We start from the raw sequence: 19,053 nt of genomic DNA, 5'->3' as shown, positions 1-19,053 counted from the left end.
TGCTCTTCACCACTTAATTTTGCTCAAACCATTTGATCAGTGCCTGTGTACCGCTGTCTTCTTCCCCTTTTTCCGCTAATTCTTCATATAACTTTAACGAAATTTCCAGTCCGGGTGTGCTTAATCCCATATTTTTAGCGGATTGGAGCGCAATCTTCATATCCTTAATAAAATGTTTGATATAAAAGCCGGGTGCATAGTCTTGTTCCATCATTCTTGGTGCTAAGTTACTGAGCGACCAGCTTCCGGCCGCACCAGAAGAGATGCTTTTAAGCACCTGAGCAGGATCCAGACCTGCTTTTCTGGCATACATAATGGCTTCAGAAACACCGATCATATTAGAGGCGATCGTTATTTGGTTCGCCATTTTAGTGTGCTGTCCCGCACCGGCAGGACCTTGATGAACAATATTTTCACCCATACATTCTAAAATCGGAAGGACTGCTTGATAGGCATCCTTCGTTCCACCAACCATAATCGAGAGTTTCCCGTTTTTTGCACCAATGTCGCCACCTGAAACAGGGGCATCTAATGCATGGAGTTGCTTCTCTTTTGCATGTTGATGAATTTTCTCTGCAAGTAAAGGGTCGGAGGTTGTCATATCAATGAGATAACTGTTTGGTTGAGCATTCTCGATAATTCCTTCCTGACCGAAATAAACCTGCTCGACATCACTTGGGTAACCAACAATAGTGATAATAATTTCAGCTTTGCCCGCCAGATCGGCAACAGTGTCTTGCCAAATCGCGCCATTCTTGATAACATCAGCCGCTTTTTCCTTTGACCTTGTGTAAACATGAACTTCGTGTCCGTGGTTCATTAAATTTTGTGCCATGCTTCGTCCCATTACACCTGTCCCGATAAAACCAATTGTTTTTGACATAAGACAAACACTCCTTTTTCTATTACTTTAGCAAAAATATATCAGGGTGTCATTTTGTTTTAATTTTGTCTATATGGGAATAGAAACGATAAAGGAGGAAGACAAAATGGACCAAACAACAATTGAACGATGCAGAGATATGCTAGAAGCAAGAAGAGATGATATTGTCCAAAATACAGAAGAATCAACAGAGGCTCTGACTGAAGAAGCTGGAGAGTTAACTTCTTTTAATAACCATCCCGCTGATTTAGGGACAGAATTATATGAACGTGAACGGGATTTCACATTGGAAACTTTCGAAGAACAGGAATTAGAAGATATTAACAGGGCTTTAGAAGCACTTGATGACGGAACTTATCATTTGTGTGTGGTATGCGGCAGGGAAATTGAAGAAGAGCGACTGCTGACAATACCAACAACAAGGTACTGTAAAGATCATGCAAGTCAAACCACCAGGGGGTAACTGATGAGCCCCCTGCTGATTATAAATAAGGACGGTTCCATAGCTCTTGTACTTATGGAACCGTCCTTATTTTTTGTTGAATAAATATCATCTTTCGTGGGAGTTAAAGTAAAGCGCGTTTAAACATCAAAAGCAGCCAAAATGAGAGCGGGACTGAAGAATAAAAGTGATATAAACATCAAACACAGCCGCAAAAAGAGAGTGAATGAAGAATAAAAGCGATTTAAACATCAAACTAAGCCGCAATGAGAGAGGCACTAAAGAATAAAAGCACTTTAAACATCAACCTCACTTCACATGACCCCAGGTATGAAAATAAAAAGAGCTCTGCTTATCAAATAAGATTGACAAGTAGAGCTCTATAGAGATTTTATTGACCGCTCTGCTCACTAAGTGTTAATGTTGTCGTTTGTTCCTCGCCATCACGGTAGAAAGTCACATCAACTTCATCTCCAATATTCGTTTCGCGGTATAAATACGTTTTAAGGTCAAGCATTGATGTCATTTCTTGATCATTTATTTTTGTCACAACATCATAACGCTTAAGACCTGCGCTTTCCGCTGGAGAACCAGCTTCTACATCTGCAATTACAATACCCTTCTGAACGGTTTCATCTAATCTTAGTGTTTCTTGTTTATGTCTTGCTGGCACTGTATCAAGATCTACGGCACTAATACCAATAAATGGTCGTTGTACTTCTTCTCCTGCTTCCAGTTGTTCAATAATTGGTTTTGCATCATCAATCGGTATCGCAAATCCAATACCTTCTACAGCTTCTAAAGCAATTTTCATTTAATTAATCCCAATTACTTCGCCTTTTGAATTGATTAAGGCACCACCACTGTTACCTGGGTTGATCGCTGCGTCTGTTTGAATAACTTGTGTTGTCCAATCAGGCATTCCATCAGTATTTAAGTCTACATCCACTGCACGATCCAGACCGCTGATAATTCCTCTTGTCACAGAACCGGCAAATTCTGTGCCTAACGGGTTCCCAATCGCGATGGCTGTGTCCCCAACTGATAAACTGTCAGATGATCCTAAATCAGCAACTGTTGTCACTTTATCACTTGCAATACGTAATACAGCTAAGTCTGTTAAAGCATCTGTCCCTAACACTTGTGCCTGCACATGCTCGCCATTTGTTAAAACAACTTCTAACTCTTGGGCTCCCTCTACCACATGATTATTTGTTACAACATAAGCATAGTCGCCTTCTTTTTTATAAACGACACCAGATCCAGTTCCGGATGCTTCTGATTCTTCCCAAAGGTTTACTTGTTGCATGTTAGATATCCCGACAACTGCATCTGATACATTGTTGATTGCCTCAGAGAGAGAATTTACTTCTTCGCCATTGTTAACCACATTGGTTGCAGTGACTGTATCATCTGATTGAGTTTCTGTTGTGGGTGTTTCTTCAGTAACTGGTTCTGTACTGGCTGTTTCTGTTTGACCATCGTCATTTAATACAGATAAGAAGATTCCGCCACTGAACAGCGCAACTGTTAAACCTCCGGCTATACCGCTTAGCAGCATACCTCCGACATTTCGGTCTTTCTTCTTATGGTCAGTTGGCTCATTCGTATTCGTATATGATTGTCTTTCGTTTTCTTCGTTCATATTTAAGTCCATCCTTTCGTGTGTATTTATTTTTACTATACCCTTATTGTAAACAGTTCAAATGGAATAATAATGAAATAATTGTAGAAAAATTGTGTAAGATTGCATTCTTCTCACACTCTGCTTAATTTTTTTTGCGAGTTGTGCGAAAATGAAGATAAATGAAACAAGGGAAGGTGGACTTTTGCAGATGAATCAGCATATATACCTGGTAGAAGATGATCCGAACATTCGCAATATTGTACAAGCATACTTAAAGAAGGAAGGGTATCAAGTAACACTGACGGAACGGGCAGAAGATGCCTGGGAAAAAGCACAGAATGAACAACCCGATATGTGGATTTTAGATATCATGCTGCCGGGGATGGATGGTTATGAATTATGCAAGAAAATCAGACAGGAAAGTGAAGTCCCGATTATTATCATTTCGGCAAAGGATGAGGAAGTAGATAAAATTCTGGGATTGGAATTAGGCAGTGATGACTATTTAACCAAACCATTCAGTCCAAGAGAACTGGTTGCCAGGGTCAAACGGCTTTTTAAGCGATCGGAAGTAAAGCCGGCCTCGCCTAATCCAAATCAAACAGTATTGGAAATTGATATGTTAAAGATGGATCAGGCGGCAAGGCAGGTTTATTGGAAAAATGAAGAAATTGATGTTACGACAAAAGAATTCGATATGCTTGAGATATTTGCGAAGCAGCCTAACCGCGCTTTTTCGCGAGAGGAATTACTTAACATTGTATGGGGCGATGATTATTTCGGCAGTGACCGTGCGGTTGACGACCTTGTCAAACGGTTAAGGAAAAAACTGGACGGACTCCCTGTAGAAACGGTTTGGGGATATGGATACAGGCTGCATATTGATGAGGCAGAAGCATGAAACTTCAGTACCAGCTAACGATCGCCTTTACAACACTGCTTGTTATCATCATGACAATAGCGGGTATTACGATATATTCTCAAATGCTGCAGATGCTTATCAAAGATGAACAACGCCAGTTAGAAGATAAAGGGGAACTCATTGTTAATTTTATTTTATCGGAAAATTTAAACAGTACGCACAATGCTCAACGGCTTTTAAGTATGCTAAATGAATATAATTTACAAGTTTTTGCATATGATGAAAGCTCTGATCAAATAATATTTACATCTGTTGGTATGAATACATTAGAAACATGGGTTGATCGCTATGATCTGAATGATACAAGTCAACCATTGTGGCAGGCAGGTAATGAAAGGTTTGTAGTATCCATTCTTCCTATTTATTCAACATTTTCCCATCAGTATCTCGTGCTTCTGACACCACTGGATGATTTGCATGAAGTAAGGCAAAGTCTTATTGGAAGATTGATGCTTATTTTCTTTATCGGGATCATTGTGGCGGTATTAATCAGTCATTATCTGACAACAAAACTGGTTACACCACTTACGAAACTGCGCCACCAGTTGAAGAAAATTGAGCGGCGGAAGTTTGATGAAATGGAAGAGATTAAAGCAACCGGAGAAATAAAAGAAGTAGAACAAAGTGTGATCGAAATGGCGAATGAACTAAACAGCTTCATTCAGTCACAGCGTCACTTTTTCCAAAATGCCAGTCATGAGTTGAAAACACCATTAATGACAATCCAGGGATATGCCGAGGGAATTCGTGACGGTATCTTTGAAGGGGAAGATGCAGAACGCGGACTGAGTGTAATGGTGGAAGAAATCAACCGATTGAAAAAGATCATTAATGAAATTATTTTATTAGCCAAGTTAGACAGTCAGGCCAATATATATAATGAAGAGAAAATTGCACTACAAGATTTTATGGATCAAGTGATGGCAAGAGCAATCCCGATTGCGAATGAGAAAGGTGTGGAAGTGGAGTTAAAAACGTTAGAAAACCATACCTTGACTTTTGATTATGAGAAAATGCTTCAAGCTGTAATGAATATTGTCACTAATGCCATTCGACATACCAGATCAAAAGTGGAAATCTCTGTCTATGAAAAGAATAAACAAATTAGAATAGAAGTTAGAGATAACGGGAATGGAATAGAAGAAGAACTATTACAGAAGCTTTTTCATCGATTTGTCAAAGGTGACAGCGGGGAGACAGGACTGGGTCTGGCGATTGCCCGGGCCATTGTGGAACATTCTGGAGGGACAATTAAGGCAGAGAATCACCCGGAAGGCGGAGCGGTTTTTTGTTTACAGTTTGTTAAAAATGAGAAATAGCTATATTATTAGTGTGCATTTGTGATATAATTAATAAGTTGTTAAAATGAACGTCTTTAATTAAGGAGAGAATATAAACATGACGCAATTGAGAGAAGATATCCGCAATATTGCGATTATTGCCCACGTTGACCATGGTAAAACGACATTAGTTGACCAGTTACTTCATCAATCAGGAACATTCCGTGACAATGAACAGGTTGATGAACGAGCGATGGATTCAAATGATATTGAGAAAGAACGCGGTATTACGATTTTAGCGAAGAATACAGCGATTGATTATAAAGATAAACATATCAACATTCTTGATACACCAGGGCACGCTGACTTTGGTGGAGAAGTTGAACGTATTATGAAAATGGTGGATGGGGTGCTTTTAGTTGTTGATGCATATGAAGGCTGTATGCCTCAGACACGATTTGTACTGAAAAAAGCATTAGAACAGAAATTAAATCCTGTCGTTGTTTTAAACAAAATTGACCGCCCGAATGCACGACCAGGAGAAGTAATCGATGAGGTGCTTGATTTATTTATTGAATTAGGTGCAGATGACGATCAGTTAGAATTCCCTGTTGTTTATGCTTCTGCATTAAATGGAACATCAAGCTATGAGCCGGATACACAGGAAGAAACAATGGAACCGATTTTCGAAACAATTATCGATAATATTCCGGCGCCTGTTGACAATACGGCAGAACCGCTTCAATTCCAGATCACATTATTAGACTATAATGACTATTTAGGACGTATCGGAATTGGACGAGTTTTCCGTGGATCCATTAAAGTAGGTCAGCAAGTTTCTTTAATGAAAACAGACGGTTCTGTGAAAAACTTCCGTGTGTCTAAACTATTTGGTTTTATCGGTCTAAAACGTGTGGAAATTCAAGAGGCAAAAGCTGGTGATATTATCGCGGTTGCGGGTATGGAGGACATTAACGTTGGAGAAACGGTTTGTCCGACAGAGCATCAGGAAGCCTTGCCGATTTTAAGAATTGATGAACCAACACTTCAAATGACTTTTGTTGTGAACAACAGCCCATTTGCCGGACGAGAAGGTAAGCATATCACTTCCCGTAAGATTGAAGAGCGTCTGTTATCCCAATTAGAAACTGATGTAAGTTTGCGTGTGGAATCAACTGGTTCTCCTGATGCCTGGATCGTTTCAGGGCGCGGGGAATTACACCTTTCTATCCTTGTGGAAAACATGCGTCGTGAAGGATATGAAATACAATTATCCAAACCCGAAGTAATCATTAAGGAAATCGATGGCGTGAAATGTGAACCTGTTGAGCGTGTGCAAATCGATGTTCCTGAAGATTATACAGGTCCTGTTATGGAATCACTTGGTGCACGTAAAGGTGAAATGATCGACATGGTGAATCACGGAAATGGACAAGTTAGAATGGAATTCAAAGTCCCTTCTCGTGGATTAATCGGATATGCAACAGAATTCATGACACAGACAAGAGGGTATGGAATTATTAACCATACATTTGAAGAGTATGCCCCATTTGTAAAAGGCCAGGTCGGCGGCAGACGTGAAGGTGTCCTCGTTTCATTGGAAAACGGGAAAGCTTCCACTTATGGAATTATGAACCTGGAAGACCGTGGGATCATTTTTGTTGATCCAGGTACAGATGTTTATGCAGGGATGATTGTTGGTGAGCACAATCGTGAAAATGACTTAACAGTGAATATTACGAAAGAAAAACATTTAACAAACGTTCGATCTGCCAATAAAGATCAAACATCTACTATCCGTAAGACACGTAAAATGTCATTAGAAGAAGCAATCCAATATTTAAATGAAGATGAATATTGTGAAGTAACACCAGAAGCAATTCGTCTTCGTAAGAAAATCCTGAACAAAAACGAACGGGAAAAAGCAGCGAAAAAGAAACCAAGCTAATATAGCCTTTCATACAAACCAGCGGAGAGAGTAACCTTCGCTGGTTTTTTCTTATAATGTAAGAAAGTATAAACGGAGATGTCTAGCTCCAAGCGCCTGCCCCTCGAGGTCTTAAGCGATCCTGCTATGTGGCAGAGATCGCCACGTCGCAGTTTCGCTTAAGCTTGTCGGGGCAGAACGGACGCTTTGCGCTTTTCTAATATCTCAAAGGGTATGATTAAGTACAAGAATGAAAGAAGAAATGAGGAATAATTCATGCGTTTTTGGCGCCGTTTTAAATTTATCTTTAAATTTCGTAAATCGATCCCATTTTTTAAGGAGTTCTTCTTATCGAAAGATGTAGCATTAACAAAAAAATTAGCCTCCATTTTGCTGATTGTTGCATATGCTGCTTTTCCTTTTGATGTGATCCCGGATTTCTTGCTTTTCTTCGGTATTTTTGATGATATTATGCTCGCTACCATTATCCTGCAGCAGATTGTCAAAATGGCTCCAGCTTCTATTCGGCAGAAATATGAAATCGATGTAAAATAAGTGGAGGGGTTTTATGCTTTATTTAACGCTTGGAATTTCTCTAGCCATTATCATATTAGTGCTGGCAGGGTTTTACAAAGTATTTATCCAAAAAAAGAATGTGACTCCATTCTATACCCCGTTTGATGACATTACAGGTCAAACAGAAGTTGAGTTTCATGAAGAGCAGGAAATAAGAGCGGAAGACGAGGACCAAGGAACGAAAAAGTAAGGGAGCAATTAACATGATCATCAGAAAACTAGGAGCCAATGAAGTTAAGCCACTGGAACTGCTGCTGCTGGCAGATCCATCAAGAGAACATGTATTGGATTATCTCCAAAGAGGAGATTGCTATATTACAGAAGAGGCAGACCAAGTTGTCGGTGCCTATGTCTTATTGCCAACAAGACCACAAGCGGTGGAACTAGTTAACATTGCCGTTTCGGAAGCAATGCAAGGAAAAGGCATCGGGAAAAAACTAATTAGTGATGCGATAGAGCGTGCTGAAAAGGCAGGATATAAGACGATCGAAGTGGGAACAGGAAATTCAAGTATCATGCAGCTTGCTTTTTATCAAAAGGCGGGTTTTCGCATTACAGGAATTGATCGAGACTTTTTCCTGAAAAATTATAAGGAAGAAATCTTCGAAAATGGGATTCAGTGTGTGGATATGTTAAGGTTATCGAAAGAATTGTAAGGCAGAGTCCATAGAAAGAAGGTTTGATATGATCAAAATCGGATGTCTCCATGCACATTACTCCAATATTGAATACATAGAAGAAACACTGACAGCACTTGAAGCAGAACTGGTTCACTTTGTTGATCCCGGCTTAATCTATCACATCAATTGGAAGCCGAAATACGAACTAGCAATAAAAGTAAAAGAACAATTGAACTGGATTTTGTCTTGCCAGGTTGATGCGATATTCATTACATGTACTAATTATATCGCCCTGCTGGATGAAATTCCGTTTCAAACAAACATACCTGTTATCAAAATAGATGAGCCTTTTTTTGAACAGATTTGTAAGCACGATCACGAGCAACTGCTTTTATTCACTAATCCTGCGACTGTTTCAGGTACAATGGCCCGGCTTCATCAATACGCAGATAAGAAGAAAAAAACAATAAATGTAGAGGTAAGTGTAATAGAGAACAGCTTTGAATTAATTATGAGTGGTAGAAAAGATGCCTATAATCAAGTAATTATGGATTATCTTGATACCTGCGATAACGATACAATTATCTCTGTTGCCCAGTTATCAATGGTGGAGGCAGCTCGTCTATCAAAGAAAGAAATTGGTCACCCGCTTGATTCATTAGAGAAACATATTGTACGGCAAATAGCAAAACAAGTATAGGAAGGCTGTCTCTCCTATACTTGTAAAATTATTTAATCAGTTTAGATTTCCCGTCGCATTGCTTTTAATACATCTACTTGTGTAGCACGTCTCGCTGGTTTTAAACCAGAAAGAATCGTAACAATTAAACAGATAGCAGTGGAAATGGCAACAAGTGACCATGGGATGGCAGAGAACTGAAAGCCTTCAGGCAGCTCTTCGCCCATTGCGCCGCTGATAATCAGTGGAATGCCCGCATTTACTAAAATGCTGATCGCATAGGCAACAGCTGTCCCGATAATGGCCCCAAGCACCCCGATATAACTGCTTTCAATTAAGAAGATTTGTTTTATCTTTTTCGGGTGTGCTCCTATTGCTTTCATGATACCGATATCCTGAGTTCTTTCTGTAACAGCCATTGTCATCGTATTATATATACCGATCGAAGCAATAATGATCGCAATCGTTCCAATAAAAATCAAGCCGGCTTTAGCAATCGTGAAAATAACATTAATCTGGCTAAGTTCGTCCGCAACAGAATAGACGTAATAGTTCTTTTCTTTTAGCATATCGCTGATTGTCTCAACTTCTTCTAAACTATCAGCATAACCAATTACTTGATGATAGCCTAGAGTCTCTTCTTCCGGAAGAGGATAATCCGGGTCATTCCGTGCTCCTCGTGGTGTTCCGGTAAACTCTTCTACTTCTGCTAATACAGCTTCTGATATAAAGACAGTAGTGTCTATCATCCAGTCTCTTGCCGGGGCTTCCGCCACACCGGAAACAGTTAACGAAATAGAATGCTGCTGTTCTTCTCCATCCACCATTTGGGTGATCATCATTTCGATTTCTTTTCCTACAATTGATTCACTATATTGGTATTCATCCTTTATTTCGCCATTCTCATTATATAATTCATCTGGCTCCACATTGGCTTGGTGAAGATTCTGAGCAAAGTGATGTCCCACAATTACCTGATGATCATTTTCGGGTAATTTCCCTTCTGATAGTTCCAGTCCTGCCTCTATTTCAGAAGGAAAATGTGCCACAACGGTTGATCCACTTCCTTCGTAGTCTTCTATCTGAAAGGATGGTGTTTGCTGTAATTCAACTCTTCTGGTTACTGCTCTCATTCCTTCGATATTTTCCAGTTCTTCTATTTGTTTATCAGTAATTAGCTGAAAGGCTCCCTCTGTTTCTAATCCTGCAATTTCCATCTGTGTGACTGCACGGTCCTGCAGCTGCTCTTTAATAATAGAATCATGCAGACCAAAGCCAACGGATGCTAATACAATGAGAAAAGTAACGCCCATTGCAGTTGCCAGCACTGTCATAAATATTCTTGACTTACTCTTTTTCATATTCTTCCGGACAAAACGCCATTTATCTTTCCATGTCATCGTGCAAGCTCCTCTTTCACTATTTTCCCATCATGTAAATGGATTTGTTTATTTCCGATTTGAGCGACTTCTTCATCATGTGTGATAATTAAAAATGTAATCCCATAATCACGATTAAGCTGTTGAATAAATGCTAAGACATCCTGTTCTGTTTCACTGTCTAAGCTTCCAGTTGGTTCATCAGCTAAAATAATGGGTGGTTCAATAATTAATGCGCGGGCAATACTCACCCTCTGCTGCTGTCCGCCAGATAGTTCACTAGGATAATGGTTTTGATAATCGGCTAACCCTACTTTTGCCAACGTGTTTATTACCAGTTCATTTCTTTGTGTTTCGGGAACCCCTTTGAGGACAAGCGGAAGTTCAACATTCTCATATGCTGTCATACTGGTGATCAGCTGAAAGTTTTGAAAGATAAAGCCAATATGCTGTAAGCGAAAATCAGAAAATTCCCCTTCATTGAACTCACTCACATTCTGGTTATTAATGAAAATCTGCCCGCCTGATGGCTTCATAAACCCGCCAATTAAGTTTAATAATGTCGATTTTCCTGAACCACTTCGTCCGGTGATTGCCATGATATCTCCCTTCTCTACAGTGAACGAGACATCTTTTAGTACTTGTAATTTTGTCTGATTGTGCTTTTTGCCAAGCATAAAAGTCTGATTTAATCCTTTTACTTCAATCATTTTCTTCCTCCTCATCATTTCTCTCTATTACTAATGACGATATAAATAAGAAAACTACTTCATCTTTTTTGAAAAAAAATAATGCAGTTATGATAAAATAAAATAGGTTTTTGCAAATTAAATAGAGAAGGGCAGGACAACGGTGCGTCTCCTACAGTTGATTAGTTGCTTATTGTTAATATTTATTATTGGTTGTTCTAGCGAGAATTTAAGGGGAATGGAACATGATAAAAAGTCGTTTGTGCTGGCAGAGAAAGAAACAGATCACACATTTACAAAGTCACTAAGGCCAGAGACGAAGACAATCCAGATTGCAGCGATAGGGGACTTGCTGATTCATGACCGAGTCTACAACACAGCAAAAACCGAGGCTGGATATAATTTTCTGCCAATGTTTGAAAATGTGCAAAAATATTTAAAGGAGCCAGCCATAACAATAGCGAATCAGGAAACCATAACAGGAGGAACGGATATAGGTTTATCAAGTTATCCGAGATTTAACAGCCCTTTCGAATTAGCAGCCAATCTCCAGGAAATAGGGGTAGATCTTGTTACAATGGCGAACAATCATACATTGGATCGTGGCGAAATTGCTATAAATAATAGCATCCAGTATTACGAAAAAATCGGGATGGAATATACGGGCAGTTTTAAAAATAAGAATGATCAAGAGAGAATACGTGTGATTGAAACAGAGGAACAGATTTCTGTTGCGTTTTTAAGTTATACTTATGGAACGAATGGAATTGCGGTACCTGAAGGCAAGGATTATTTAGTCAACCTAATTGATCGGAACCAAATAAAGAAAGATATAGAAATAGCGCAGAAAAAAGCAGATGTAACGGTAGTAAGTTATCATTTTGGTGAGGAATATGAAAGATATCCAAATCAGACACAAAAACAATTAGCGCAATTTGCTGCAGATCTGGGTGTTGATGTTGTGATTGGACATCATCCACATGTCCTGCAGCCAATGGAATGGGTGGAAGGGGAGAATGGTGATCGCACATTAGTTGCCTATTCGTTAGGAAACTTCTTATCAGGACAAGATAAGCTGTATCGCAGAATTGGCGGGATCTTTCAATTTGCGGTAGAAAAAGAGATTCATCAAGGTAAGGAGACCATTCAGGTGCATAGCCCATCCTTTCTCCCAACCTTTGTTGATTATGATCTGGAAGATGGAAGAATGACCAATTTTTCCATAATGCCGCTAAGTGAAGTGACAGACAAACAATTACCTGATAGTGACGAACACTTTATCGAAATAGACAATCACATGAAGCAATGGTTACCAGAGTTAGAAATAATAAAAAAATAGAGGAGAATGTTACTTTATGGAATGGAAAAATATCTATCGCGGCTTACTGATGGGAGCAAGTGACGTTGTACCAGGTGTGAGTGGCGGAACAATAGCGGTTGTACTAGGTATATATGACAGATTAATAGAGGCAATAAATGGACTGTTCAGCAAAGATTTTAAAAAGCATTTACTGTTTTTAATCCCATTAGGAATTGGTGTGTTATCAGCCATTTTTATTCTGGCTGGTTTGATTGAATGGTTATTTGAGCATTATCCCAGACCAACTCAATTTGCATTTCTGGGATTAATTATCGGTGTGCTGCCATTCTTGTTCAATCAATCGAATGCAAAGAAAAATTTCAAGGTCAATCATTATGTGTTTATTTTGATTGGGATCGCAATTGTTGGTTCTATGGTTTTTTTTCAAACAGGTGAACCAGAACCTGTAACGGAATTCACCTCTGCTACTTATTTATGGTTATTCGGTTCAGGATTCATAGCAAGTGCGGCAATGATTTTACCAGGGATCAGCGGCTCTTTTCTGCTTTTAGTAATTGGCTCTTATACAACGATCATCAGTTCTATTAAGAATTTAAATATTGTTGTTATTTTAGTAGTCGGCATCGGGATATTACTAGGTATTCTAATAATGAGTAAGCTGATTCATTATTTTCTGGAAAATTTCCCATACGTTACTTATGCCTTTGTTATTGGCATGGTAATTGGATCTGTTTTTGTTATTTTTCCTGGCTGGCCAGTTGATGTGATGGAGACAGTTGTCAGTATTCTTACATTTGCCGGTGGATTATTGTTTGCATACTTACTTGGTAAAGTAGAATACAAATAAAACAAATAAATTGCTAAGTCCAGAGAAGCGTGTTAGATTTTGATCATAATAATATAAAGGGGTAGACAAATGGAAGCAATCAAAGCAATCAAAACAATAGATCAATTTAATCAGATTATTCAATCAGATCAGCCTGTTATTATTAAGTTCTATGCTGACTGGTGTCCAGATTGTAAACGAATGGATATGTTTATTGGCGAGATCATGGAGCAATACAACAACTATGATTGGTATGAAGTAAATAGTGACGAAGTGGAAGGTCTGGCACAGAAATATGATGTAATGGGTATCCCGAGTCTGTTAATTTTCCAAAATGGTGAAAAAACTGCCCACCGCCACAGTGCCTACACCAAAACGCCAGATGACGTACTGGAATTCCTAAAGCAGGAATTAAGCTAATTTCGAACGAGTATAAAATCGCGCACAAAGATTTTATACTCGTTTTTTTTATTGGTTTTCCAGGGGATTAATCTCTGTTTAATCGACAAATTCGCCTTGGTCTTCCTTATGATTTGTTTGTCCCAAGTTTACCTGCAGCGGTATTGAATTAAATCAATGGGAACTTTTTACCGGGTTATTCCGTATAAAAAGAAGGAGGGGAAATGATGGAGACATTGAAGTTTGAGGGAGTGCGTGTGGAAATAGGGAAAAACACGATTTTACAAGATATAGATTTCTCTTTGGAACAAGGGAACATTGTGGCACTGATAGGACATAATGGTGCTGGTAAATCAACCATTATGAAGACGATAATGGGATGGCAAGAGAAAAAGCAGGGAAACATCTCTATTAATGGAATTAATCAAGATGATTCATTTTTAACATATAAAAAACAGATTGCTTACATACCGGAGGAGCCATTTCTATTATCAGAGCTGACAGCAATGCAGCATTTTCAATTATACGGTCAAAGCTATGGTCTGTCAGAGCAGCAATTGAACCAAAGGGTGGAACATTTAACCAGATTATTCGAAATTGAAGATAAGCTAAACGAATATCCTGAATCATTGTCCAAAGGAATGAGGCAAAAAGTTCAGACTATTTGTGCGTTATTGCCTGATGTTGCCTTAATGTTGATTGATGAGCCGTTTATGGGACTGGATGTTCATGCTGCTGCTGATCTCCAGCAATTAATCATAGACAAAGCGAAGAATGGAACGAGTATCCTGCTCACTTCCCACCAGCTCGACAGGGTAGGGGAATTTGCGGACAGTTATATTATGCTGCATAAAGGAGTCATTACGGAAAAAGGAATAATGAAGGATTTTGCGGAGTTGACCAGGAGGTCGACAGAATGAAACGAACGTGGGAGCTCATTCGGTTTATTCGCAAAAGCCGAAGGACAAAGAAGCAGAAACTCTATAAACTGGCATTCGGTGTAGCGCTGGACAAGACGATTGCAATCTACCTTAGTTTCTTTCTCGTTATGGCCTTTTTTATGATTTATGATCAGCTGATCCAATTTCAACCATTGTTTGAAAAGATGCAAGCTGCAGCAGAACCATTTATGCCAATTGTTATTCTTGGATTATTTATCCGTACTATTATTCTGTCGTTTCATTCGCCTGGCATCTTATTTACGAGTGCTGAATATAAGATGACTACATTACCTTATCTTAAGCAGCATGTATGGTTCCATACATTTATTGAAGCGATAGCAAAGGCGCTTATTTCCTTTTTATTACTATTTTTTACTTTACTAATTCTTACACCAATATCCACCTTGTTCCTTATTAAGTGGGCTTGTATTATTATGGTTGCAGTGCTTTTATTAATTTTACCGCAGTGGTGCTTATATCAAGTAAATGGGAAGAAAAAAATCCTCATATCTATTGCCGGGTTAACTAGTATTACTGTTTTGCGCCTTTTGTTCACACAGTTTACCAGTCAATGGTACTTTTTAGTTAGTGTAATTTTAATTTTACTTGTTTGTAATATATGGCTTTGGGGGAAACGTTTATCAAAGGTAGACTGGATGCGTGTGATTGATGTAAATGACACAAAGGTATGGAATATGTTCTTTGTCAACCGCATGAGCGAAATGGAGATAAAACCTGTCAGGAAGCCATTATTACAACAGCTTTTCCGTTCTGAAAAGGAGAGAAAACCATTTCCATATCATCGTGATAAAATGATTTTTAGAAAATTGTGGCGGAAGAATTTAATGGAGGAAAAGCAACATTTTGTTCAGACAGTCGTCACTATCATACTCTGTTTAGTTGTTTTAAGCTTTCAAAATGATATACTTCAAGGGTTATCCATAGTTTTAGCCATATTTGCATTTAGCAAAATGTCAGCAAGTTACTTTCATAAAGGTCTGAAGGATAAACTGATTCACAGTCTGCCCTGGAATATGGATGTGATGAAGCGGGCATATCTTTACTGGATCTATCCAGTATTAACTGTACTTGGCATTATTCTTGGCGCAGTGTTATGGATCCATCAAGGGTTGCAACTAATGACACTGTTACAGTTTATTCATTTTTCCGTGACAGCCTATATTCTCTTAAATCATCAGTTAGATATCTCGATTCATAAGATTAATCATAAATGGTATACTACACCAATCGGGAACTGGCTGATTGGTCCTTTAAGTTATTTAGCGATTATGGCGAGTTTTGTCACTCCTTTTGCATCATTATATGTAGTATTTTTATTCATTTACAAAATTTTTCATGTAAAAAGAAAAAATTTGTAAAAACTTTGATTGACGCCGTATTATAGTTTTTCTATAATACGGGAATAGAGAGTGTGTGGAGAGGATGAAAGGGATGGACGATCGAGAATTATACACAAAGAAAAAACAAGACCCTTCGCTTAAGTTATTTGTTGTTTTATCGAAAGCTTACCGGGCCGTATCTGATCAAGTAGCAGATGATATTAGAAGCTATGGACTTAACACGACAGATTTTGGTGTATTGGAATTATTATATCACCAAGGGGAACAACCGTTGCAAAAAATTGGCGATAAAATACTATTAGCAAGCGGAAGTATTACATATGTTGTCGATAAATTAGAAAAAAAAGGGTATGTCAAAAGAACACCATATGAAAAAGACCGGAGAATCACATTTGCTTCCATCACGAAAGAAGGAGAAGAGCTTTTAAATGATATCTTCCCTGATCATTGGAAACAGATTGAAGCAATTACTGCCGGATTAACTCAGGAAGAAAAAGAAGCTGCAATAGACTTACTGAAAAAGCTAGGCTTGTATGCGAGTAAATTATCAGACAGAAATTAATGTTTACTACTCGGTGAATTTGGGTATATCTTAGTAGGTATAATTACCGCTAGGAGGGACCGTTATGAAGCATCATGAAGTACATGTTTATGTTAGTGAAGATTGTAAAGAATGTGATGATTTACTTGATTTCCTTGAAGAGAAAAATGTAAAACATATCTCAAAAAATACGTCAAAAAATAAAGAATATCTAGAAGAAATGCAAAAAGAAAATATATATATGACTCCTGTGATGAATGTTCGCGGGAAATGGGTGCAGGGTTTTCAAACAAAACAAATAAACCAGGTTTTAGGCTTATAACAAGCACAATCTTTCCTTTCTTTGCATAGCCTTATAATAGCTAAACATGTGTAAAGAAATGGAGGGGATTGATGTGCATCGCGCGAACGCCCAATCAAGGCAGCCTTATTCCTATCATGAAATGCAGCAGCCATACCCGAATCAAGTTCCAATGACACCATTTCAGTATTATCAGAAACCAAATCTGCCACCACCTTATTATCAGCAAAACCAGCAAACACTGCCGCCATTTGGCAAGCAAGCTAATTCTATTGTAAGTTATTTTCAGACAAAAGATGGTGAAATGGATTTTGATAAAGTGTTTCAGACAGTTAATCAATTAGCTGCTACTTATCAGCAAGTTTCTCCACTGTTTAAAAATGTAAGCAATATTGTAAAATCATTCAAAGCTTAATAATTCTCTATCGATCCTTGTCTCAACCGGCAAGGATATTTCTGTGGCGTAAATACGAATGGTACAGGGTAAAGTATGATAAGAGAGGGAGGAGATGAAATGTCTGGATGTCTTGTACTTCATGGCTTTACTGGCGGTCCGTATGAAGTATTGCCGTTAGCAGAACATTTAGAGAGTGCAACAGAATGGGAGATTGTCACACCAAGCCTCCCAGGTCATGGTCTGGGATCTGGTCGCGACTTGGATTTAACGGCAGTCACGTATCAGGATTGGATTGATGCGTGTGAAAAAGCGTACAAGGACCTGCAGGAGCGACATGAAACCATTTATATTATTGGTTTCTCAATGGGTGGAATGATTTCAGCTTATCTGGCAGCAAAGTATGGGTGTGCGAAATTGGTTCTCCTGTCTACATCCCGCAGATACATAAGTATTCCTCGAATGACAATGGATATTTTGAATTTTGGTCAAAAAGCGCTGAAAAGAAAGTTGAAATCAGATCCTCTGTATCAGCATTATATGACAAAGTACGGATCTGTCCCTGTCCGTGCCACAATGGAATTTTTAAAGTGTATGAAATTCACCAAACCATATTTAAAAGAGATCACCTGTCCCGTTTTTATTGCTCAGGGGATACAGGACGGTATGGTTCCCTATAAGGCTGTCCACTATTTGGATAAAGAGATTCCAGTAGATGCCCAAATTATCTATTTTCATGATTCGAAGCATCTGATCTGCTTAGGGGAGGATAAAGATGTTGTCATTAAAGCTGTATATCAATTTCTAATCGAATCACCTGACGAAACAGCCTTAGCCGAAAATGGCTAAGGCTTTAATCGTCTGTAAGATCCAAGTCTCACACTATTTTATTGTTACTTTCATTCTTCGTTTTCTTCTTGTGCTTGCAATAAACAGCAAGAGTCCGAAGATAATAATCATTCCACCAAGCCATTGTGACGAGGAGACCTGTTCGCCAAGGATAAAATAAGCAAGGATGGCGGCACCAATAGGTTCAAACACAATCCCCATCGAAATAACAGAAGCACTGACCCATTTCAAAGCCCAATTTAACAAGTTAAGCCCGAGTATTGTTGGAATAATAGCGATTAGGACAAAAATAAGCCATTGATCACCACTGTATGCAACAAAAGAATTACCAGCGATAACGTTGTAAACGACAAGCACGATACTGCCACTGAAATAGGCAATACAGGTGTAGGCTGTCATCGATATCTTGTTGCGTGTACGTTGCCCTAAAAGGAAGTAAATCGTTATAAACAATGCTCCGATTAATGCCAGTATGTCACCATAAAGAGCTTTGCCAGCAAGCTGAAAATCTCCCCAGGCAATGATAATACTGCCGAAAATAGTGATGAGCATACTGATGATTGTTCCTGATGAAAATCTCTCTTTAAAAAATAAGTATGTTCCGATAAATGCGAAGATTGGCTGCAATGTTACCAACACGACGGAACTGGCCACAGATGTATAATTTAATGATTCAAACCAAACAATAAAATGAATGGCAAGACTGATGCCTGCCAGTATTGTCATCGTCCATTCACGCACCTGAAGCTGTCTTAATTCCTGCTTGTTTACCAAAACAAATGGAAGGATGATTACTGCTGCAAAAAGTAAGCGATAGTTAGCAATTATTGCAGCAGGTGCATCTCCTGCTATTTTCACAAAAATTGCAGAGGTTGATACTGAGATAACTCCGATGATAATAGCTAGATATGGATAGAATCGTTTACTTTTCACTTTTTCACCTGCCAAACATGATCTGTTTTCTTTTCAGTATACAGTATTTAGAGAAAATTAAAAAAAGTTAACTAGTAAAGGTATCAAAAAGTCCGGTAAAATTGACACATCGTATTTCTTCAATGGCTTGGTATCCGCTGCCTTGAACTTCTCGATCCATTTT

At 38.6% G+C, this 19,053-nt stretch carries 23 protein-coding genes; 17 read left to right on the top strand and 6 right to left on the bottom strand.

All coding sequences use genetic code 11. The annotated features are described in order from the left end of the window. Positions 1–13: 13 nt before the first annotated feature. Positions 14–883, bottom strand: a complete 870-nt coding sequence (locus F9U64_RS07090) for an NAD(P)-dependent oxidoreductase (RefSeq protein WP_153402318.1) — start codon at positions 881–883, stop codon at positions 14–16. A gap of 106 nt (positions 884–989) precedes the next feature. On the opposite strand from F9U64_RS07090, the gene F9U64_RS07085 reads away from it, so the two are divergent. Next, complete coding sequence (locus F9U64_RS07085; RefSeq protein WP_153402317.1) at positions 990–1,346, top strand: TraR/DksA C4-type zinc finger protein; 357 nt, start codon at positions 990–992, stop codon at positions 1,344–1,346. Positions 1,347–1,716: 370 nt separating this feature from the next. Here the strand turns inward: F9U64_RS07085 and F9U64_RS22875 are convergent, their stop codons facing one another. After that, positions 1,717–2,139 carry a S1C family serine protease gene (locus F9U64_RS22875; RefSeq protein ID WP_228275612.1) on the bottom strand — a complete coding sequence of 141 codons (423 nt, stop codon included), beginning with the start codon at positions 2,137–2,139 and terminating at the stop codon, positions 1,717–1,719. Beyond that, positions 2,140–2,970, bottom strand: coding sequence for a S1C family serine protease (locus F9U64_RS07080; RefSeq protein ID WP_228275611.1), 831 nt, complete (start codon positions 2,968–2,970; stop codon positions 2,140–2,142). Positions 2,971–3,160: 190 nt separating this feature from the next. Between F9U64_RS07080 and F9U64_RS07075 the strand changes: the two genes are divergently transcribed. The 7 genes from F9U64_RS07075 to F9U64_RS07045 all read left to right on the top strand — a co-directional run bounded on the left by F9U64_RS07075 (position 3,161) and on the right by F9U64_RS07045 (position 8,977). Next, positions 3,161–3,853 (top strand): response regulator transcription factor, encoded by a 693-nt coding sequence (locus F9U64_RS07075; protein ID WP_153402316.1) that lies wholly within the window; start codon positions 3,161–3,163, stop codon positions 3,851–3,853. Next, entirely contained in the window at positions 3,850–5,193 is a 1,344-nt protein-coding gene (locus tag F9U64_RS07070) for a sensor histidine kinase (protein WP_153402315.1), read from the top strand. The genes F9U64_RS07075 and F9U64_RS07070 overlap by 4 nt, the downstream gene beginning before the upstream one ends. A gap of 79 nt (positions 5,194–5,272) precedes the next feature. Further along, positions 5,273–7,102 (top strand): translational GTPase TypA, encoded by a 1,830-nt coding sequence (gene typA, locus F9U64_RS07065; RefSeq protein WP_153402314.1) that lies wholly within the window; start codon positions 5,273–5,275, stop codon positions 7,100–7,102. A 255-nt stretch (positions 7,103–7,357) separates the two neighbouring features. Further along, entirely contained in the window at positions 7,358–7,636 is a 279-nt protein-coding gene (locus F9U64_RS07060) for a YkvA family protein (RefSeq protein WP_153402313.1), read from the top strand. Positions 7,637–7,649: 13 nt separating this feature from the next. Continuing rightward, entirely contained in the window at positions 7,650–7,847 is a 198-nt protein-coding gene (locus tag F9U64_RS07055; RefSeq protein WP_153402312.1) for a DUF3951 domain-containing protein, read from the top strand. A gap of 13 nt (positions 7,848–7,860) precedes the next feature. Next, positions 7,861–8,313, top strand: a complete 453-nt coding sequence (locus F9U64_RS07050; protein ID WP_153402311.1) for a GNAT family N-acetyltransferase — start codon at positions 7,861–7,863, stop codon at positions 8,311–8,313. 28 nt (positions 8,314–8,341) lie between these two features. Continuing rightward, complete coding sequence (locus tag F9U64_RS07045; protein ID WP_153402310.1) at positions 8,342–8,977, top strand: hypothetical protein; 636 nt, start codon at positions 8,342–8,344, stop codon at positions 8,975–8,977. Positions 8,978–9,018: 41 nt separating this feature from the next. Here the strand turns inward: F9U64_RS07045 and F9U64_RS07040 are convergent, their stop codons facing one another. Both F9U64_RS07040 and F9U64_RS07035 read right to left on the bottom strand, forming a co-directional pair. Further along, positions 9,019–10,356 (bottom strand): ABC transporter permease, encoded by a 1,338-nt coding sequence (locus F9U64_RS07040; protein ID WP_153402309.1) that lies wholly within the window; start codon positions 10,354–10,356, stop codon positions 9,019–9,021. Further along, on the bottom strand, positions 10,353–11,045 hold the full coding sequence (locus tag F9U64_RS07035; protein WP_153402308.1) for an ABC transporter ATP-binding protein: 693 nt from the start codon (positions 11,043–11,045) through the stop codon (positions 10,353–10,355). The genes F9U64_RS07040 and F9U64_RS07035 overlap by 4 nt, the downstream gene beginning before the upstream one ends. A 217-nt stretch (positions 11,046–11,262) precedes the next feature. Here F9U64_RS07035 and F9U64_RS07030 point away from each other — a divergent pair, with 217 nt between their 5' ends. The 9 genes from F9U64_RS07030 to F9U64_RS06990 all read left to right on the top strand — a co-directional run bounded on the left by F9U64_RS07030 (position 11,263) and on the right by F9U64_RS06990 (position 17,957). After that, positions 11,263–12,363, top strand: a complete 1,101-nt coding sequence (locus F9U64_RS07030) for a CapA family protein (protein ID WP_153402307.1) — start codon at positions 11,263–11,265, stop codon at positions 12,361–12,363. A 16-nt stretch (positions 12,364–12,379) separates the two neighbouring features. Next, on the top strand, positions 12,380–13,192 hold the full coding sequence (locus tag F9U64_RS07025) for a DUF368 domain-containing protein (protein ID WP_153402306.1): 813 nt from the start codon (positions 12,380–12,382) through the stop codon (positions 13,190–13,192). Positions 13,193–13,270: 78 nt separating this feature from the next. After that, the gene (locus F9U64_RS07020; protein ID WP_153402524.1) at positions 13,271–13,591 is read left to right on the top strand and encodes a thioredoxin family protein; all 321 of its coding nucleotides are present in this window, start codon (positions 13,271–13,273) and stop codon (positions 13,589–13,591) included. 206 nt (positions 13,592–13,797) lie between these two features. Then, entirely contained in the window at positions 13,798–14,490 is a 693-nt protein-coding gene (locus F9U64_RS07015) for an ABC transporter ATP-binding protein (RefSeq protein WP_153402305.1), read from the top strand. After that, positions 14,487–15,890, top strand: coding sequence for a hypothetical protein (locus F9U64_RS07010; RefSeq protein ID WP_153402304.1), 1,404 nt, complete (start codon positions 14,487–14,489; stop codon positions 15,888–15,890). The genes F9U64_RS07015 and F9U64_RS07010 overlap by 4 nt, the downstream gene beginning before the upstream one ends. 73 nt (positions 15,891–15,963) lie before the next feature. After that, complete coding sequence (locus F9U64_RS07005; protein WP_153402303.1) at positions 15,964–16,434, top strand: MarR family winged helix-turn-helix transcriptional regulator; 471 nt, start codon at positions 15,964–15,966, stop codon at positions 16,432–16,434. Positions 16,435–16,498: 64 nt separating this feature from the next. Beyond that, positions 16,499–16,735, top strand: coding sequence for a glutaredoxin family protein (locus F9U64_RS07000; RefSeq protein ID WP_153402302.1), 237 nt, complete (start codon positions 16,499–16,501; stop codon positions 16,733–16,735). A 73-nt stretch (positions 16,736–16,808) separates the two neighbouring features. Then, the gene (locus F9U64_RS06995; RefSeq protein WP_194287302.1) at positions 16,809–17,129 is read left to right on the top strand and encodes a YppG family protein; all 321 of its coding nucleotides are present in this window, start codon (positions 16,809–16,811) and stop codon (positions 17,127–17,129) included. Between the two features lie 99 nt (positions 17,130–17,228). After that, positions 17,229–17,957, top strand: a complete 729-nt coding sequence (locus tag F9U64_RS06990; RefSeq protein ID WP_153402300.1) for an alpha/beta hydrolase — start codon at positions 17,229–17,231, stop codon at positions 17,955–17,957. 33 nt (positions 17,958–17,990) lie between these two features. Here F9U64_RS06990 and F9U64_RS06985 read toward each other — a convergent pair whose 3' ends face one another. Then, the gene (locus F9U64_RS06985; RefSeq protein ID WP_153402299.1) at positions 17,991–18,890 is read right to left on the bottom strand and encodes a DMT family transporter; all 900 of its coding nucleotides are present in this window, start codon (positions 18,888–18,890) and stop codon (positions 17,991–17,993) included. Positions 18,891–19,053 lie beyond the last annotated feature (163 nt).

Source organism: Gracilibacillus oryzae (genome assembly GCF_009498735.1).
GTDB lineage: Bacteria > Bacillota > Bacilli > Bacillales > Amphibacillaceae > Gracilibacillus > Gracilibacillus oryzae.
This window is presented reverse-complemented; position numbering and strand designations above follow the sequence as displayed.

What these genes read in the sequence shown, in the direction of transcription:
- F9U64_RS07090 (WP_153402318.1), bottom strand. Translation starts at nt 883, where the DNA reads ATGTCAAAAACAATTGGTTTTATCGGGACAGGTGTAATGGGACGAAGC.
- F9U64_RS07085 (WP_153402317.1), top strand. Translation starts at nt 990, where the DNA reads ATGGACCAAACAACAATTGAACGATGCAGAGATATGCTAGAAGCAAGA.
- F9U64_RS22875 (WP_228275612.1), bottom strand. Translation starts at nt 2,139, where the DNA reads ATGAAAATTGCTTTAGAAGCTGTAGAAGGTATTGGATTTGCGATACCG.
- F9U64_RS07080 (WP_228275611.1), bottom strand. Translation starts at nt 2,970, where the DNA reads ATGAACGAAGAAAACGAAAGACAATCATATACGAATACGAATGAGCCA.
- F9U64_RS07075 (WP_153402316.1), top strand. Translation starts at nt 3,161, where the DNA reads ATGAATCAGCATATATACCTGGTAGAAGATGATCCGAACATTCGCAAT.
- F9U64_RS07070 (WP_153402315.1), top strand. Translation starts at nt 3,850, where the DNA reads ATGAAACTTCAGTACCAGCTAACGATCGCCTTTACAACACTGCTTGTT.
- typA (WP_153402314.1), top strand. Translation starts at nt 5,273, where the DNA reads ATGACGCAATTGAGAGAAGATATCCGCAATATTGCGATTATTGCCCAC.
- F9U64_RS07060 (WP_153402313.1), top strand. Translation starts at nt 7,358, where the DNA reads ATGCGTTTTTGGCGCCGTTTTAAATTTATCTTTAAATTTCGTAAATCG.
- F9U64_RS07055 (WP_153402312.1), top strand. Translation starts at nt 7,650, where the DNA reads ATGCTTTATTTAACGCTTGGAATTTCTCTAGCCATTATCATATTAGTG.
- F9U64_RS07050 (WP_153402311.1), top strand. Translation starts at nt 7,861, where the DNA reads ATGATCATCAGAAAACTAGGAGCCAATGAAGTTAAGCCACTGGAACTG.
- F9U64_RS07045 (WP_153402310.1), top strand. Translation starts at nt 8,342, where the DNA reads ATGATCAAAATCGGATGTCTCCATGCACATTACTCCAATATTGAATAC.
- F9U64_RS07040 (WP_153402309.1), bottom strand. Translation starts at nt 10,356, where the DNA reads ATGACATGGAAAGATAAATGGCGTTTTGTCCGGAAGAATATGAAAAAG.
- F9U64_RS07035 (WP_153402308.1), bottom strand. Translation starts at nt 11,045, where the DNA reads ATGATTGAAGTAAAAGGATTAAATCAGACTTTTATGCTTGGCAAAAAG.
- F9U64_RS07030 (WP_153402307.1), top strand. Translation starts at nt 11,263, where the DNA reads ATGGAACATGATAAAAAGTCGTTTGTGCTGGCAGAGAAAGAAACAGAT.
- F9U64_RS07025 (WP_153402306.1), top strand. Translation starts at nt 12,380, where the DNA reads ATGGAATGGAAAAATATCTATCGCGGCTTACTGATGGGAGCAAGTGAC.
- F9U64_RS07015 (WP_153402305.1), top strand. Translation starts at nt 13,798, where the DNA reads ATGGAGACATTGAAGTTTGAGGGAGTGCGTGTGGAAATAGGGAAAAAC.
- F9U64_RS07010 (WP_153402304.1), top strand. Translation starts at nt 14,487, where the DNA reads ATGAAACGAACGTGGGAGCTCATTCGGTTTATTCGCAAAAGCCGAAGG.
- F9U64_RS07005 (WP_153402303.1), top strand. Translation starts at nt 15,964, where the DNA reads ATGGACGATCGAGAATTATACACAAAGAAAAAACAAGACCCTTCGCTT.
- F9U64_RS07000 (WP_153402302.1), top strand. Translation starts at nt 16,499, where the DNA reads ATGAAGCATCATGAAGTACATGTTTATGTTAGTGAAGATTGTAAAGAA.
- F9U64_RS06990 (WP_153402300.1), top strand. Translation starts at nt 17,229, where the DNA reads ATGTCTGGATGTCTTGTACTTCATGGCTTTACTGGCGGTCCGTATGAA.